The following is a 17,125-nucleotide window of genomic DNA, read 5'->3' on the forward strand; positions in this document are numbered from 1 at the left end:
ATCATATCTGCAAAGTTGTGGATGACCTGGTCCGGGCTGCGCGGATCATCGATGCAGCGCGCCAGACGGTCGGCCACCCGCAGTCGTTTCTCCACCTCTGCTAGAGCCAGAACGCCACTGTCCGACGACAGCATGCCGCCGTCGAAACGGGCGACGACGGACTTGCCGCCCACTGATGACAAGCCGCTCAGCGGCAGCGTAAGATCATTCATGGCGGGTGTGGTCTCCGGAAATGATTCGGATCGGCCTTAGCAACCAAATCCTAGGTCATTTCAACGGCTTGAACCACATCCGCCAACCCGCCGTGAATTTTTCAGGCTAGGTCCTGTCTCACTGGTGCTGACGCCGGACAGATCATGAAGGAGGCGGAGACGACCCGGACATTGGCCGATAATTTAATTTCAGGCGACTGGACCAGGCGTCCATTCGCCCACCGATGTGAAACGTCTTGCGCGCGCCTTTCGCAACGCCTCCGTTAAATCACGATCATCCATTGGCCCACCCTGGTAAAGGACCACTAGATCTTTAGCCAATTTTTCAGCGGCTAGACTTCCTTTGGCGATTGTTCGCTGCTCGCAAATACGAACAAAGGTGGTCTGTAGCAGCGCAATTTCGGCTGGAAAAAAAATTCCTGTCCGTGAAGCATAATGATCGATCATAATACCCTCCCGGCTTTGTGCGGAAACTTTGTCACCGGCTGGCCAGTGGCCAGCGACCGTACCCCCTTGGAACCTACACGCAACAAGTCTCTATGCTGCGCTGCGAATAGCCACAGAACCAAGCTGGACTAAGGGCCGGCGCCGGCCATTTGCGCGGATTAACCCGGCCGCGTCCGACCGGGCGACGGGCTTGATGTAAACTCTCATTCCACCACGTGATGGGACGGGAGACGAAGGAAGCGACGCTCAAGGGCGATCGTTCGTGTTCGCCAACGACGCAGAAGGGTGGGATATTGCCATTCGTCTCGTCGATCGGAACGAGCACGTAGCGCCAATTGTTGCCGTTGCTCGTCGCCGAATGAACAACCGCTCCTCCGACGAAGCGGTCCTTCCCACCATGCGACGCAGAAGGGTGGTGATGAGCAGACCTTCAGGCTGGGTGGTGGCGACGATAGAGCGGATCACGGGCAATCTTCGACATGCCTCCCTGATCGCAGAAATCCGTCACCTCTCGGTTAACTTTGCGGTGCCCTCAAACAATCCCGCTATAAATACGGCACGAAGAAGTTGAAATCTGATCAGCTTTTTGTGACGTCTTGATGAAAACTTTTCTACTTTGCCTTGTTGATCTTCTTGCGGCCCAGAATCCTAAGCACAAGATTTCTTCCGGATCTTAAAAACGGGTAGAGAACGCGCGCCCTATCTGGATCAGAGAAGACGCGAGCCATAAACCGATTGGCGAATGAGGACGAGCCGCTGGCAAGTGACAGCATTTGCATACACTGAGCACCATGATACCAGCGTCCGCCGATTAGCGCGGCCATGCCGTCGTCTAGATCAAAACGGTCGCGCGCCTCCAGAGCCTTTGGATCATCGGACCGGGCATCCACCAGCTGGACATGTCCGAAGGCCTGACGAAGCCTGACCATCTTGACGTACTGGCTGCAGAATGGGCATTCGCCGTCATAGACGATCGTGACGCCCTCTCCGGATTCACTGACGGACATCGATCCTGGGCCCCAAGGTTTGAGTCATGACTCGCCGAACGATCTTGCCATCTGCGACATCCAGGCAGACGGTATCGACCACATATCGATATGCCACGATGTCGCGAGGGTCCTGCGCCTCGAAATCGCGGTGCAGGAACGGCATGGAATAGTGATGGTGGGGATAGAGGTTGTAATCAACCGCAATAACCGAGTTTGCCAAATTCTCGGCGCGATTGTGCTGCCCAAGAATAAACAGCGCCGGACGGGCCGTATCGTAGTCAGGCGGCGTGACTGGCTGTTCGACCGGATAGGCGCACTCGTTGGTAAGTTTCATGACCTCATAGTTGGACGAGGCAACTTCCGAGGACTTTGGCTGCACGTCCCTTATCCCGATCTGGCCGAAAGCTGAGGTCGGAACGTGGCCGGATTCGTGACGATACTCATGAAAGCTGAAGTGGCGGGCATAGAGCAGGTAGGAGGCATCGCGAAAGAAGCTTGGGGCGACCCGCACCCAGTCACCTTCTTCCGTGAGGGCCTCGAAATGTGCCTGCCGGATTTGCCTTGAATCGTACCAGCCGAGCCGCGCGTTATAAAAGACCACGTGGCCGAATATCGTGACAAGGATCCCGGTTACGATGGCGATTGTGGAAAACGAATTTTCCTTCATTCTCGTCAGAGCCGCAACGATCAGACTGTTCAAGATGATCCAGTGCAGAAAAAGGGCGCCGCTCAGAAGGAAGATCCCGATATGCATGAGATCGAAGAACGCGGTCAGGCCGATGAGCCATCGCCGGCGCCAAAACGCGACAAAGCATAGAAGCTGAGCAGCAAGGATGACGACATTCATCGGAATCTGGACAGCTCTGAAGGCTTCGTAAGCAAGAGTGAGCAGGGATTCAGAAAAGCCCAGCGGGGCCGCGCCCAGACTGTACCCGGCCAGCATTATGGAGCTGGTCGGGTTCTCGAGGACCCAGCTCAGGGGCCCTCCGTCAAGCGTGATCTTGGCCATCCCGGACATGAAGTAGTTGCCGAAATGGGCGCCGATCCCGGCAAGCAGCAGTATGCCGGCAGCTTGGGCTGCGAAATTCCTGGTTCCGAGTTCGTCAAGGCTGGGTAGGTTCCTGGTGACGGGCTTCAGCCGGCTCACACTCTGCAGCAGGCTCAGGACTATCAGGCCACAGGCCAGGAAGAGACCGACCTCAATCAAGGGCGCATAATCGTTGCGGCCCAGTTCCGCAGCACCGGAGACTGCCCGCGTGACATCCTTGTGGAAGGCGAAATAGACCATCGGGAAAATGGCGAAGGATGGCCGTAGGATCGACAGAAGGCCTGCGGCAAGCGCGATCAGGCGTGCATATTCGAGCGCATTGCCCAAGGCCTCTGCGCGGGCCGCGTCGGCAATGCCGGGTTCGTCTCCAAGCCCAAAGCCGAAGAGGCCGAGCGTTATCGCCAGGCCGACGACGATTGTACGAGCAGGCCGCGCCTCTGAAGGATAGCGCACGAATGCAAAAACGCAGCATAGCACCGCCAACCCGATCGCGCCGGCCGTGGCAAAGGCAGGATCGTGCCACGCCACGCGGGAGGCCGCTTTTTCGTAAAGCAGGATCGGAACGAGCCCGCACAGGAACGGGAAAAAGCGAAAGGCTGCAAGAACCCAACGCTCAACCGGTGAACGCTCGATGCCGACTGACGGCCAAGGCTGGGCGCTGCCCGCTCCGACACTCACACTATGCGTCTCCGGTCTTCCGGAATTTTCGCCTTACCTCTTCGGTTTTCGGTACCTTCCGGTGACGGGATGAGCCCTGTCGTGGCCGGATATTGCCGACATCCCGCGTGTATGGTCACAACACATTGCTGCACTGTTGCTGCACTGCAACAAGACGAACCGTACTACAACCTAGGCATACAAGGCAACGATGTACTTTCAAGACACCTCGCCGTGGCCCAATATGCGCGCGTAAATTGCACCAAGCAGTCGATGGCCTCCATTCCATCGCTGACCTCTTCTAATTGTCTAATTTAGTGTTCGACCAGCCAGAATCATCGTGCCGTAGTCGCCCCGGAGATGTTGCAGGCTTAAAAAAGTGTTGCCCAGCTACCCAAAGTTGTGGCAAATATCATGTTGCATCGCATCAATAATGCGATGCAACATTGAAATTGCCTCGCTGACCTGCATGAGGCCTGATCGTATCGGCTTCGGCTGCACCGGACCAGCGTCTGAAGAGGCCATACACAATGGTACTCGACATCCAAGTCGAACAGGTCGCCAGCGAGCACTATGATGCCGTCGTGATCGGCTCCGGCTTCGGTTCAGCCTTCTTCCTGGACGAATTCGTCAGACGGAGGAAAGCTCGTGTTCTCGTCCCCGAATGGGGGCGCCATAACACGCATGAATGGCAGTTCGAACACGGCTCAAACAGCGACATCCAGGACGAGGAGACCTATTCCGGCAACGCCAGCAAGCCGTGGAACTACACCATCGGCCTGGGGGGCGGTACAAACTGCTGGTTTGCGCAGACGCCGCGGTTTCATCCGAACGATTTCAGACTGAAGAGCCCCTACGGCATCGGTCTCGACTGGCCGATCAGCTATGACGATCTCGAGCCCTTCTGCTGCGAGGCGGAGGCGGTTTTGGGAGACCCAGATATGGCCGCCGTAATGCCGCGCTCCCAACCCTTTCCTCAGCCGTCCCATCGCATGTCCGCGCCGGATCGGATGATGAAGGCGGCCCGGCCCGATGAGCATTTCGTCATGCCGACGGCGCGGGCGCGCGTGGCAACGGAAAAGCGGCCCGCCTGCTGTGCATCTTTGCGCTGCTGGCTGTGTCCGGCGGACGCCAAATTCACCGCCAATAACGGCTTGATGCATGCCTTTGAAAATCCCGATGTCTCGGTCTGTCTCGGCTGCGAAGTCCGGCGGTTCGGTCATGCCGGCAACTCCGTCCATTCGGTCATATTCTCGAGCGGGCGGTCCGGCCGCAATCCCTGGAGGCAGCATAGGACGGAGAACAAACCTACGCCAGTGATATCCAAGGAACTCGTCATGTAGGCCCACCCACCAACCCCATCAGCGCTTCGTACCCCTATGCCCTTTGGTGGGTGACTTCCGGTTGAGCATGCCCCTTTGCCAAGAGGAGAAACTGCTATGACTGTATTCTATGACAGCAACCGTCCAGATGCGTTCGTCGGCGGAGGCGGCTTGGACGGCGTAAGTTACAAGGCTTCTTCCCGTGGAGTCATTGCCGATTTGGCCTCCGGGCATGCCTACAAGTTGCTTTCGATACTGCCGCTCGGCGACTCCATCACCCATGGCGTGATCGCGAGCTCTTCGAATACCGAAAGCGGCGGATACCGGAAGTTCATGCTGGAGCAGCTGGACGCACTCAACGTTAAGATCGATTTCGTCGGTACCTTGTCCAATGGCCCCGCCAGCATGCAAGATCGCGATCACGAAGGGCACCGCAACTGGACGCTGAATCAACTGAACGGCATCGACGACGGCGTGCTGGCAGCTACCAAGCCCGACGCCGTGCTGCTGATCGCCGGAACGAATGACAGTTCGACCGATAGCGTGCCAACGATGCTGCAGGATTTGCGCAACCTTTTGCTCAGCCTGACCTCCAGCGATCCCGCGTTCACCGTCTTCGTCGGATCCTTGCCTCCCATTCGCGTTGGGCAGCAATCACAGGCGCGTGCAGACCGGGTCGACGCCTACAACGATTCAATGCCCGGTCTGATCGCTGAACTGGCCGCCCAGGGGCATAAGGTCATCTTTGTCGACATGCGTGACCTGACACCAAATGACATAACGGCACCGCCGCTTGACAGTGGGTTACATCCGACCGCCGGCGGCTATGCGAAGATCGCCTCGCATTGGATGGGCGCTTTGGAGCAACACTTCGGGCTGGACGGAACCGGCATCGGAACCGACCGAGATACCTTCACGAGCATCGAAAATCTTACAGGCTCTTCCTTTGCCGACCAACTCGCCGGAGATGAGGGAGTCAACATGTTGGATGGCCTCGGCGGCGACGATCGGCTGGAGGGCCGCGGTGGTTCCGACCAACTCATCGGCGGCCTTGGCGCCGACACCCTCGTCGGCGGGCCGGGAAACGATGTTTACTATGTCGACAACATTGGCGACAAAACCATCGAGCGGAGCGGCGTGGGCCTCGATGAGGTGCACGCCTATACAAACTGGACCTTGGCCGACAACGTCGAAAACCTCTTCCTGAGGTCGGCCGCCAATCTGACGGGAAAAGGCAACGGGCTCGCCAACACCATGGTGGGCAACGGCGGAGCGAACACGCTCGAAGGCCTCGACGGCGACGATCGGCTGGAGGGCCGCGGCGGTTCCGACCAACTCATCGGCGGCCTTGGCGCCGACACCCTCGTCGGCGGGCCGGGAAACGATGTCTACTATGTCGACAACATCGGTGACAAAACCATCGAGCAGAGCGGCGAGGGCCTCGATGAGGTGCACGCCTATACAAACTGGACCTTGGCCGACAACGTCGAAAACCTCTTCCTGAGGTCGGCTGCCAATCTGGCGGGAAAAGGCAACGGGCTTGCCAACGCCATGGTGGGCAATGGCGGAGCGAACACGCTCGAAGGCCTCGGCGGCGGCGATCAGCTGGACGGTCGGGGCGGGTCGGACCGGCTCATCGGTGGCCCTGGCGCCGATATCCTCACGGGCGGAACGGGAAACGACAGCTTCGTCTTCGCCGCCGGCCACGGCCACGACACCATCACCGACTTCGATTTCTCCGGCGATGATCTCCTGGAGATTTCAGGCTACCAGAGCTACAGCGAACTCCGGCAGGTCGGGAGCGACACGCTGGTCGTCTTCTCCGACGGTGACATACTTTCGCTAAACAGTATCCCTGCCTCAAGTCTTTCGAGCGGCGATTTTCTGTTCGTGTAGAGCAGCGATAGGAGCCCCAGGAGCGTCGCGCCCGTCATGATCCCAAAGCCGCCGATCTGGAAGAGCGCAAGAATGACACCTTGACCGAAACCGGACCAGTAGGTGGGTGTGTCCTGAACGATCAGCCCGGTCACGCAGACGGCCGAGGCGGCCGTGAACAAGGCCGTCAGCAACGGGGCCCCTCCTGGGTCCGCACGCGAGATCGGTAACATCAGCATTGCTGTGCCCGTAAGGATGGCAAATTGGGATGCCAATGGCACCAGTCGAGCGGGATGCTGTATCGATTGTCGCAAATGCCACCCCCTATTGCTTGGCCCCCGAACAAGGCGGAACTACCGCTCTACAGCACACTGCCCGGAGTTGAGCGGCTCAGACGCCCAGTGGCCGCCAAAGCGCAAGAATAAATGCGAAAGCGGTCATTTAACGCCCAAGCCATGAAGGTCGAAATGGGGTCACGATTTGCCCTTGAAGTTCCCCGGGGCGAGAACTTGAAAAGCGTCGGAAAATGCTCTCTACGCCGGCCGACGGATGCCCAGTCTCCTCATTTCTCTATAAACCGTGGAGCGGCCAAGACCCAGTTGCCTTGCAGCTTCAGCCGGTGACACTTGGGCGTTGATCAGTTTGATCGCGGCCTCGACCCTCGTCATGTCGAGCGGTTGCCGACCGGGCCGTTTTCCCTTCGCCCTTGCCGCTGCCACGTGCTAGACATCATGGGTCGCGCGAAGGCACCTATTTCGGCCGAGGAAATCGCCGCAACGTTTTCATCACCTGAACAGACCCGTCACCGACGTGCGAGATGTGCTTCAGTCCTTGGCCCGGCTCGGCCAAGCGGAAAGCTACGACGACGGAAGCAGCTTCTTCCGGGTGGCATAGGCGCTACGCTTCGATATCACCATCGTCCATCATCCAACGCTATAGATTATTTAGTGGGGCCTTCGGGATGAGGCAGACGCCGCTGCCAGAAAGCTGTGTCCCACCGCGCCGCGGCGGCATAGTGAGCAGCGAGCGCGGAGGCGTAGTTGGCAAAGCCCTGCGAGGCGATCATCGCGTAGCGCGTGCGCGCGAGTTCGTCACGTCCGTCGACCATGTCCGACGCCGCATAGGCGGCGAGGATACCTGAGCGCAGCGCATGCACGATCCCGCGCGACGAGAGCGGATCGGCGGCGAACAAGCTGTCGCCCGCCGCCACCCAGCGCTCACCAGCGGCTGGATCGACCGTGGCCGTTCCCGCCGATTTCACCAACGTTGCGGTTTCACGTGCGCCAGGAGGCAGGAGCGGTGCGATCAGCCGTGTTGCAGCCATTGCGTGGTACCAGGATTTCGGGTCGCGCAGTTCGTGACCGAGGTCGGGATCGGTCAGGCACGCCACCACCCGGCGTCGGTCAGGCAAGTCGGCGCTGTACCACCAGCCCTCGGGGCGCGCCTCGATGACCATTCGACAATCGCCCGGCGCGCGGTCGAAGAAGCGGGTATACGCGGCGAGGTGCCCGTGCACCCGGAGCTTCGCGCCGAAGGATCGCGCCAGCTTCCAGCTCCGGCCGGCCGCCCAGATCACCGCGCTGGCGACGATGTCACCGTCGGCCAGGTTGAGCCGCCAGCCCTGGCCTTCACGCACCGCCGAACGCACCGCGCTGCCAAGCCGCACCTGCGCCCCTGCTGCAGCTGTCGCCTGTACCAGGAGCTGATCGAACCGTGCCCGGTCGAGTTGCCAGCCCGCGCCCTGGGCGGAGAATATGCTGTGCCGCTCGTCGTGCGCCTCGCCAGCCCATGCCGAAGCGACCGCGCGGTTGTCCACGAAAGCCGCGGCAAGGAACGGTGTCCAAACGCCGAGCTGGCGCAGCAGCCCCTGCGCCACCGCAGCCAACATCTCACCCGGCTTTGGCCGATCGTGCCGTCCCGCCTCGAACAACACCACGCGCCGTCCGGGTGCGTGGCGCCGCAGCATCAGTGCGGCGGCGGCTCCTGCCGGGCCGCCTCCGACCACAGCAAAATCAACTCGCGCGGGCCGCATAGAACGACGCCACCATCCCGGCCGGATTCGTACCGCCGCTCTCGCCGGAATGCGGGATTGTGCGTACCACCGAGCCGACGATTGCGGTTACCTCGAGCTTGTCGGTGCTGTTTGGCCAGACGGGCACGAGCCAGCCGATATAATCGTAGATCCACTGCTCGCCGCCGACCACGCCCTTGCCCTGGAAGCGGACCTGCATCGGCGAGCCGTAACCGAAGCTTCCACGCAGATCGAGCGACCAGCCCGGCCCGCCAATGGTTCCCGATAGCTCGGTCTCGGACGCCTCCGAAATGGCCAGCGTGCCTTCGCCAAACAGCAAGTCGTTGGCTGCCCTGGACAGGTCAGGATCGTTGTTGAAGCTGCGATAGCTCCAATTGCCGACAAACGGATTGGTCATGCTCCTTCTCCCGAATCTTCGACGCAGATGTATTTGACCCCGGGCGAGGGCTGGTCGAGCCCGCCGCCAGGATTACGCACGACGAAGCCGAGCTTCGACCATTCGGTCACCATTTTGAGGTCGCCGGCAAGCGTCTGCGGAATGCCGCGCGCCCAGTTGCGGAACTGAAAATCCTTGCCGACAGGGTAGTAGGCCTGCATCGGCCGATGCGCCGGCCACCACAAAGTCTCCCACACGCGCCGCTCGCGCTCCAGCAATGTGTTGCCGACGCTGTCGGGATAAAGGACGTTCCATTCCTCGTAGGTGACGTCGATCGTCTGGGTGGAGCATTCGTTGAAATCGGCCTGCCAGGGCAGCCCGCTGAGCTTGGTCAGGTCACCAGGCTGCAGCCCCACGTCGAAGTCGCTACCCAGCGACAGCGGGTCGGAGGCATAGGCGATGTAGCCTTCCTCGCTTACGCCTGCTCCCCACCGGTTGGCGTTCTCCTGCGCCGCGGTCAGCGCGAAGCTGTACCATTCAGGGTCGGCTTTGATCCGGTACGGCTCGCGCCAGATCGTCGGATTGCGGATTATCCAGGTCACTTCACCACCCGGGCAGAAGGCGCCTCCGAGCCCGTTCGACAGAACGCCCTGGTCGAGACCGCGTCCGCCCGGCACGTTCCAGTCCTTGTAGGGCTGCCACGGATCGATCGCGGGGGCGAAGCCGGCATCCACCTCGTCGATGAAGATGCCCGCCGCCCATTGTCTGAGCAGGAACAGTTGCGTGTCCGTCAGCCGCAGGAACTTGTTCACCGTCTTGTTGGTGATCGGATTGTCGCCGGCGAGCAGCGGCATCAGCGGCAGATGATAGGTACGCGTTGCCGGATTGGCCTCGAGCCGGAACAAGTTCTCCTCGCCCGGCTTGCGCAGCAGATCGAACAGATATTGCCGCGCGGCACGGCCGGGATCGGTCGTGGCGTCCTTGGCCGCGGCAGCAAGCGCGCGGTCAAGCAACTGGCCGGAACGATATTCGAACGCCAAGCGGCGCAGCGCCGCCTCGATCGGCTCGTCCGGATCGGTGGTCCGGTCCGGTTCGCCCGGCTCCTGCCGCGACGAGGATCGGGCGAGCGTCAACATCCGCTTGCGCGCTGTAGCGGCCGCAGCGATGCGCTCGATCACGCTCGCGACATCAGCGTCGAAGGCGCTGCGCGCCTCGGCATAGGCGGGGTCGGCCACTGTGTCGTTGTCGCCGAACACCTTTTGCCAGCGCGCCGCATAGCTGCGCGGCGCCTCACCATCGTCAGGCGGGCAGACCGCAGCGGTGAAGGCCGCCGCTGCCGCTCTTAGCGTGGCAGCGGCATCGCCAACCACGGCATCGGCCGCCGCGCCCGGCGCCTGTGTTGCATCGAGCAACATCAGGCTCGGTTCCACCGCCGCCTCGAGCAGCCGTCCGTCGACATGATCGTCTTTCGCGAGCCCTTCCTTTTGCGCCAGCGCACGCGGCGCTATGCGCGGGGGGATGCACAAGCGATAGGGATCGAACGTGCCCCGGCTCGATTGGTTGTGCGGAAAATTCGACTGCTGGAGGATGTTGGCGAAATAGGAGAATTCATCGGCGCGAAAAATGATCGGCCAGATGTCGCGCCAGAACCAGGGACGATAGGCCGGGTTCCACTCCACCGGCCCGGCCTTCCAATGCAGCAGGGCCGCCGTATCGGTGGGATCGATCTTCTGCGGCGCGTTGAACGTTCCTGCCGTGCCATACATGTCGGTACGGTAGGCAAACTCGCGGATTGACATGTCCTCGACCACGTCTTCGAGCGTGATCATGTCGAGCACCTCAGGTGCATAGCGGGGATAGCCGACCAGCACCCAGGCGGGATATTCGACATCGATGTAGCGCAACGCCTGGACGCGCTCCTCCATCATCACCAGCCGGGCCATCACCGGCCCGTCCGAGATGTCGTCGAACCAGCCATCGCTGTTGGCGTAGGTCTCGATGCGCGGATGGCCGAAGCCTGAGAGGAACGAGCCGCTGTTTCCATGCCCGCCGAGCACCAGCAACCGCCCATTGTCGTCCGTCATCATGTCGCCCAGCGTGTCGATGTCGTTGGGCGCCATCCCGGTTGGCGGGAAGGTGACCGCATAGGCCGGGTTGGTGTCGCGCCCAAAACTCGCCTTGCGCCGCGCGGTACAGTCAACGGCTTGCGGGCCAGCGTCGATGACCAGCTTCTGCCGTTCAATCGGATCGGTGATATCAGGATTGCGCAGCGGCGAGCCGTCGGGATAGCCGGCTTCGCCGCGCAGCCCGTCGAAGGTGAACCACGCCGCCTTCTTGTTGGCGAGCTGCACCCGCCACTGGATATCGACCAGCTTGCCTCTGTTACCGCCGCCTTCGACATGGTCGCCGATCTTCAGCGCTACGCCGTCCGGATTGGCGTCGTCATAGACGAAGATCTGGAAGCGCGCCGCCTGGCGCTTGATGCGGCCCTTGCTGTCCTTGAAGTGCTTGATCGGCGCGTCGCCCTTGGCGGCATTGCCGTTGGCGTCGCATTCGATCGGCATCTGCGCCGGCTTTTCCGGCGAGATGCAGAAGGCTTCGGGACTGTCGCCGAGCCGGGCGATGCCGACCGCCGGGTGGATGCGATAGATCGATGGGTCGGCCATGTGATTTCCCCTGCGCCGGCGCCGGCCTCTGGTCAGTCGAGAAAGTTGAGCGAGACCCCATCGAGCCGCAGCAGCTCACGGTCTTCCTCATAGGAGGCGCCGATCACGACCAAGCTCACCGTGAGGCTGGTGGCGCCAGCCGCGATCAGCCGGCGTGCCGCGCGCGTCACATCGATGCGGTGGTTGCGCGGCGTGTTCATGCTGCGCTCGCGCAGATCGAACTTGCGGTTCTCCGCTCGCGGAATCTCGCAATGCCCAGGCCCGCCAAAACATTCGCCATGGCCGAATATCGCGGCGTAACCGGCATAGCCTGCCACGTTGAGCGGCGTGCTGGCATCGGCATCCGGCGTGTTGAGAAACACGCGGATGAAGCAGGAGCGCGGCAGCTGAGGCACGCGGTGCAGCCGCACTTCGGCCGAGCGGAAGCTCTTCGTCGCTTCGGGCACCGCAATCGGTGCCGAGACGAAGCGTCCGACTGGATTGGTCAGCCCTACCGGCATGAGGCATCCGCCACGAACATACTCATAGCCGAAGCGATTCATATCGAGCGTATCGCGCACCGCGTAGCTCCACGGCGTCAATGCGGAATCGAGATCGGCGGGCAGCCCGTCGGGATGGTCCTGCTGCCAGCGCCACCAGAGCCGGTCGATATTGGCGTGCACCGGCCAGAAGATCGGGTCGTAGGACGCGGTCAGGTTCGAGAACATGTCGCCAAACTGCGGCTCGGAGTAGAGATCGTCGCGCTGATGGAACTTGCGCCCGGCAACCCGCACCGCCGTGTTGCGATTGGCCGGCGCGTCAGTCTTGAACGCGGGATTCATGCCGCCGGTCCAGATGTGCATTGTATTGTGCGGGTTCTGGTCGAGGAAACCGAAGCTGTCGACATAGAGACTGCCGCCGCCGAAATCGCGGAAGGTGCGCAAGCTGAGGATTTCGTCGATGTCCTCCTGCGCCGGGTAGTGGTAGTGGATGACGCTGTTGATTGTGCCTTTGCCGAACTGGCCGGAATAGCGCAGCGGATACCACAACGAATTGGCGTCGAGCAGCGCGTCGATCAGCCGCTTGCGGTTTTCACCTTCCACATAGCCCTTGCCGCAGGCGCTGCTGACCGCGTCATAGGCCTGCGTCGGATTGGCCCACAGCTTGCCGACCAGCGTGCCTATCTTGGCCGGGAAACCGTGATCGCGCAGGAAACGCACCGAGGCCTGCGTGAGGAAACCCTTGAATGCATCGGGCAGGATTGCGCCGCTGGCCGGATCCTCCGGCTTGTAGCGCGGAGCGGGGAAATCCCACCACGGCATGGTCACATCAGGGCAGAAATCCTGCAAAGCCTGCTCGAATTCATAAAGATACACACGATGCCACGGCAGGAAACGCTCCCAGCCATGCTGACAGTGGTTCTGGTGGATCAAGGCCAGATTGTTGTAGCTGCGTTTGTCGCCGACCCATTTGTTGAGCTTGTAGAGCTCGCGAAATGCATGGCGCAGCCGCTCCTTCTGCGCGTCGTCCAGCACATCGACATCCATTCGCTGACGCAGCTCGCCCTTGGCGTAGCGCCACGCCGCCGGATCGGACGTCGGGCCGAAGACGGGGCCGGCAATCCCTCTCACCTCGATGCGCGCCTCGGTCGTTACGCTCACGTCGCCGCCGAGTTCGATCGATCCGATCAACGCGCCGGGGCAGCCCTCGTCGATCCAGGTCTCGATCCGGTCGATGTCCTCACCGGCGACCGGTTTGCCGCCCCAGGGCAGGCGGGGGAACTGCTTGCCGTCGAATGGCGGCAGCCCGCGCAGCCCGCGGATCAGGGCTGAGCGCGCGCCTCGCCCCTTGGCATCGCTCTTGCCGCAGCAAGTGGTCGAGAGCGGCGCGATCAGCGGCATCCCTTGTAATTGGAGCGCCAGGAATTCCGCCAGCGTCAGTCCCGTCAGGCTGCCGGTTCCCTCGCTGCCGCCCGCCGCGGCGAGGATCGCCTCTACCTCGCTCCAGGTGAGCGGCCCGACGGGCACTGGCTGCGCCTCATTTGTGGCCATCGTGACCACCCATCTGCATCGCGGTGCTCTGGGTTGTGTTGCCCACCTGGTCAGGCAGCACCACGGCAACGTTCTGCATCATGCCCTGGTCCTCATGGTCGAGGATGTGGCAGTGAAGCACGTACTCGCCGATGTAGCGCTCGTAGCGGGTCCGGACTTTGACCGTGTAGATGCCGGAGAAGCCTGCGGGCAGAGACTGCGGGATCAGGCTCTTGATCCACAGCGTATCCTTCCACACGCCCTTGAGCCCGGCATATTGCGGATCGTAGGGCGCACCGCCAGCGTCGTCTATCGCTCCCGGCGCGCTGACATCCTTGCCGTTGGGATCGATGATCGAGACGATCTGGAAAGGATTGACGTGGATGTGGAACGGATGGCTGACGAAATGCGACTGGAGCGTCCATTCCTGCGCCTTGCCCAGCGGCAGCAAGCGGTCGATGCGGGTGGGGTCATAGGGCTTCACGTCGGCCGTGTTGAGCGTGTTACCGACTTCGAACTTGGTGTCTGCGGTGGAGGTGTCGATGAAGAAGGTCAGTTCCTGCGTGCCGTTGCCTTTCACTTCCTCGTCAGTGACGTCAGGGTGCGGCGTGAAGCTGGTAAATCTCGTCCCCGCCTTGAGATCGGCAACGACCACGGACTTGATCTCGTCCGGCATGTTGGCCTCTGCCGACGCGATCAGATTTTCGTTGATATAGGCCTGAACGTCATCGACCGGCGTTCCCGCCGCGACGTCGACGACTGCGAGCAGCTGCGGCCCCGCGTCCAGGGCGTTCACCGAGCCCGCTTTGGGTGCCGAGGCGTCGATCACGCAGTAGCGGCCGGCATCGGGAAACACGACCAGCGCGTCGAAGCGATAGCCGGGCTGGAAGGTCGCAAGCGTTGTCGGTTGCGCCGCGGCCAAGGTGAGCCCGTCGGCCGCGATCAGCGTATACGGCACTGGGCTATCACCACACGTGTCCTTGATGAACGCCCCGGTGGTGTCGGCGCTGAGCAGCATCTTCGTTCCGGGTTCGAGCTTACCCTCGCGCACCTTGACGAACTGCAAGCTGATCGTGTCGCGCACGCCGGCATGGATCATGCGCCAGCGCTCGATCTGGCCCTGCGTCGCCTTGAGGGTATCGTTGGGATTAAACACCTTGCCACTGAGTGAGGTGTAGCGCCCCGATGCTGGCCAGGTACCAGGCCCGAACTGGTCATAACCCTCGATCCCGCCGACATCGCCAGGATCGCAGATATAGCGGCCGTTGACGTCCTGCTTGATCGGCCCAAGCTGTCCGGGCGTGGTCGCGGGCGCGCGGCAGGCATACTGGATCTGCTGCATCACCAGTATGCGCTCAGGGATGGCCGAGGTAGGGATCAGCGTGTCGATGTCCCCATGCGCGGTTGGGCTAGGGAAGCGATTGCCGCGGATGATAAGCGCACCGGCCATCCCGCTCGACACCTGCAAGGCGGTCGAGCCGTGCCGGTGGGTATGGTACCAGAAGGTGCCGGATGGGTGGTCGGACGGGATGTTGTATTCGTAGGTGAACTGCGTCTCGGGGTTGATCGACAAAAGCACGTTGTCGCCATTGCCCGAGGGGTTCACCCACAGGCCGTGGGTGTGGAGATTGGTGCCGTTGAAGCAGTGCGGCGTGTCGGGCATCGTACCGGCGGCTATGCAGCCGGGATCGCCGGGTTGGGGTCCCGCTGGCAGTTGGTTGTCCAGCGTCACCCGCACGGTGTCGCCAGGAACCGCCTCGATCGTTGGCGAGACATAGGGAGCCTTGGGGTCGACGCCTTTGCCCGTGTAGCTGCGCAGATGGACCTTGTCGTATCCGCCGGTCGACGGGTTGTAGAGCTGGCTGTCTGTATAGACGATTTTGAGATCGAGCAGCCGGTCGCCGCGTAGCGGGAGCAGGTTGCCAGGCTTCGGCGCGCCGGGCGCTGCCTTTAGATCAGGCTTGACGGTCTGCGCGCCCTCGTCCTGCAGTATCGGCGGATTGACGATCTGCGCGGTCGCGGGCCGCGTCGCGACCAATCCCAAACCACCAACAAAAATCATCAGCAGTCGCGTACCGCATGACATGGCGCCCCTCCCAAAGACATTGATTCAAATATAGCTTCCGACAACATAGTGATCCAGAATCAAGGGTATGTCTAGCTCGCAACGGGGTAAAATCAAAAATAACTTCTGGAGGAAGATGTATATAAGCGCCTTATCACATATTGGTTCTTTTGCCGGCGTCTAATTGCAGGCCTTATATTTAATCGCGATGCAATCGTTGAATGAAGACTCACTAATAACCCTTGTTTTCTCTGCACAAAACGGTTCTATCCCGTACTTAGCGCGACTTGGCCGTCTTCGATGAACTCGGCCATCCCTTTCGTCGTACGGACAAGGGTTCTTCCGCCCGATCAGCAGGCTCTACGAACCTCGAAAAGCGTCGAAGGCGACATTCCGCCGCTCAAGCCGGAATATGTGGTGAAGGTGTAACAGCTACGTCATTCTTGCCATTTTTTGCATAACGGCCATCTTGAACGCATGAGCACCATGAACATATCCTTGCCCGACAACCTCAAAACCTTCGTCGACCAACAGGTCTCAGAACGAGGATACTGCACACTTCATCGCAAGGTTCTGGCGATCGTCCGGAATGACAAGGTTTGCCGCCGGCTGATGACGATTCCAGGGGGTGGGCCCAGTTGTGGCTCTGGCCTATACCGCGACGATCGACATCCCGGCCCGCTTCCGCAACTCGAAAGCGGTCGGACCGATCTTGGGGTTGACGCCGGTGCTCAATGAGTCGGGTGAAAACCGACGGGTCGGCCGGATCTCATTACGCGGCGACACTATAATGCGAACGCTGCTCTGTGAAGCCGCGCAGGCCCTGCTGAAAGCTCGAAAGCGCTTGACCTCAACCCGCCGAATAGAGAAGCTGGATCAACCGTCGTCTAAGGCCCATCCCGTCTCCGTGCTGCCCTCATCAATGGCAAACAAAACCTGCGGCAAAAGGCATAAGGCGAAAATATTCATCCATCATTCTTGACCACGGTCATAAGAACTTAGCCGCTACAAGGCAATGTCGCATAAGATGCGATCCCGAGCGGTCAGCGCAGGAAGCGCTTTTCATCGGCTTTGACCTGATCCATCCTTTGCAGCCGGAAGATCTCTTCCACCGGAACAACATCATTGTGGACGTTCTGCACGCCACCCTCGGCGACAATCCGGCGAAAGGCGTCCTGCATGGCGGTCGTGGCGGCGCGGATGCCGTAGTTGCCGTAGATCACCATGCGGATATTGCCGAGCGCATTTATGCGGGTTGCGTCGAGATCCGGATAGGCATTCGGCACTATGGTGAGCGGCACATGGCCATCCCAGGCCCGCGCGAAGCTTTCGATCTCGGACGGATCCTTTTTCTTCGAATGGATCAGGATCATGTCGGCCCCGGCCTGCACATAGGCCCTGGCGCGCTTCAGCGCCTCCTCTTCGCC

The 17,125-nt window shown here is 61.1% G+C and carries 14 protein-coding genes and 1 pseudogene; 4 read left to right on the top strand and 11 right to left on the bottom strand.

Translation table 11 applies throughout. The features are described from left to right. Positions 1 to 212: transposase (locus IQ26_RS36695; protein WP_208760263.1), on the bottom strand; the 212-nt coding region annotated here is incomplete at its 3' end. Positions 213 to 401: 189 nt separating this feature from the next. Continuing rightward, the gene (locus tag IQ26_RS36700) at positions 402 to 659 is read right to left on the bottom strand and encodes a hypothetical protein (protein ID WP_145723253.1); all 258 of its coding nucleotides are present in this window, start codon (positions 657 to 659) and stop codon (positions 402 to 404) included. A gap of 262 nt (positions 660 to 921) precedes the next feature. Here IQ26_RS36700 and IQ26_RS36705 point away from each other — a divergent pair, with 262 nt between their 5' ends. Further along, complete coding sequence (locus IQ26_RS36705; protein WP_145723254.1) at positions 922 to 1,230, top strand: hypothetical protein; 309 nt, start codon at positions 922 to 924, stop codon at positions 1,228 to 1,230. Positions 1,231 to 1,270: 40 nt separating this feature from the next. On the opposite strand, the gene IQ26_RS36710 is transcribed toward IQ26_RS36705, so the two are convergent. Together IQ26_RS36710 and IQ26_RS36715 are read right to left on the bottom strand one after the other, a co-directional pair. After that, on the bottom strand, positions 1,271 to 1,666 hold the full coding sequence (locus IQ26_RS36710) for a DCC1-like thiol-disulfide oxidoreductase family protein (protein WP_120017260.1): 396 nt from the start codon (positions 1,664 to 1,666) through the stop codon (positions 1,271 to 1,273). Then, a complete protein-coding gene (locus tag IQ26_RS36715; protein ID WP_145723255.1) occupies positions 1,653 to 3,224 on the bottom strand; it encodes a hypothetical protein in 1,572 nt (523 codons plus the stop codon). Before IQ26_RS36715 ends, IQ26_RS36710 begins: the two co-directional genes overlap by 14 nt. 659 nt (positions 3,225 to 3,883) lie before the next feature. Between IQ26_RS36715 and IQ26_RS36720 the strand changes: the two genes are divergently transcribed. After that, positions 3,884 to 4,696 (top strand): GMC family oxidoreductase, encoded by an 813-nt coding sequence (locus tag IQ26_RS36720; RefSeq protein ID WP_240547431.1) that lies wholly within the window; start codon positions 3,884 to 3,886, stop codon positions 4,694 to 4,696. 75 nt (positions 4,697 to 4,771) lie between these two features. Beyond that, a complete protein-coding gene (locus tag IQ26_RS36725) occupies positions 4,772 to 6,571 on the top strand; it encodes a GDSL-type esterase/lipase family protein (RefSeq protein ID WP_145723256.1) in 1,800 nt (599 codons plus the stop codon). A 512-nt stretch (positions 6,572 to 7,083) separates the two neighbouring features. On the opposite strand, the gene IQ26_RS36735 is transcribed toward IQ26_RS36725, so the two are convergent. The 6 genes from IQ26_RS36735 to IQ26_RS36760 all read right to left on the bottom strand — a co-directional run bounded on the left by IQ26_RS36735 (position 7,084) and on the right by IQ26_RS36760 (position 15,719). Beyond that, entirely contained in the window at positions 7,084 to 7,218 is a 135-nt protein-coding gene (locus IQ26_RS36735; protein WP_240547432.1) for a helix-turn-helix domain-containing protein, read from the bottom strand. A 272-nt stretch (positions 7,219 to 7,490) separates the two neighbouring features. Beyond that, positions 7,491 to 8,582, bottom strand: coding sequence for an NAD(P)/FAD-dependent oxidoreductase (locus IQ26_RS36740; protein WP_145723257.1), 1,092 nt, complete (start codon positions 8,580 to 8,582; stop codon positions 7,491 to 7,493). Continuing rightward, positions 8,563 to 8,979, bottom strand: a complete 417-nt coding sequence (locus IQ26_RS36745; protein ID WP_145723258.1) for a hypothetical protein — start codon at positions 8,977 to 8,979, stop codon at positions 8,563 to 8,565. The genes IQ26_RS36740 and IQ26_RS36745 overlap by 20 nt, the downstream gene beginning before the upstream one ends. Then, positions 8,976 to 11,624 carry a LodA/GoxA family CTQ-dependent oxidase gene (locus tag IQ26_RS36750; protein ID WP_145723259.1) on the bottom strand — a complete coding sequence of 883 codons (2,649 nt, stop codon included), beginning with the start codon at positions 11,622 to 11,624 and terminating at the stop codon, positions 8,976 to 8,978. Before IQ26_RS36750 ends, IQ26_RS36745 begins: the two co-directional genes overlap by 4 nt. A gap of 32 nt (positions 11,625 to 11,656) precedes the next feature. Next, positions 11,657 to 13,654 (bottom strand): tyrosinase family protein, encoded by a 1,998-nt coding sequence (locus IQ26_RS36755; RefSeq protein ID WP_145723260.1) that lies wholly within the window; start codon positions 13,652 to 13,654, stop codon positions 11,657 to 11,659. Continuing rightward, positions 13,641 to 15,719 carry a multicopper oxidase family protein gene (locus tag IQ26_RS36760; RefSeq protein ID WP_145723261.1) on the bottom strand — a complete coding sequence of 693 codons (2,079 nt, stop codon included), beginning with the start codon at positions 15,717 to 15,719 and terminating at the stop codon, positions 13,641 to 13,643. Before IQ26_RS36760 ends, IQ26_RS36755 begins: the two co-directional genes overlap by 14 nt. A gap of 537 nt (positions 15,720 to 16,256) precedes the next feature. Between IQ26_RS36760 and IQ26_RS36770 the strand changes: the two are divergent. Continuing rightward, positions 16,257 to 16,527 (top strand): annotated as a pseudogene (locus IQ26_RS36770) (transposase); the annotation flags it as partial. A gap of 214 nt (positions 16,528 to 16,741) precedes the next feature. Here the strand turns inward: IQ26_RS36770 and IQ26_RS36775 are convergent. Continuing rightward, the coding region (locus IQ26_RS36775; protein WP_208760296.1) for an isocitrate lyase/phosphoenolpyruvate mutase family protein at positions 16,742 to 17,125 on the bottom strand (384 nt) is incomplete at its 5' end.

Source organism: Mesorhizobium tianshanense (assembly GCF_007830515.1).
GTDB lineage: Bacteria > Pseudomonadota > Alphaproteobacteria > Rhizobiales > Rhizobiaceae > Mesorhizobium > Mesorhizobium tianshanense.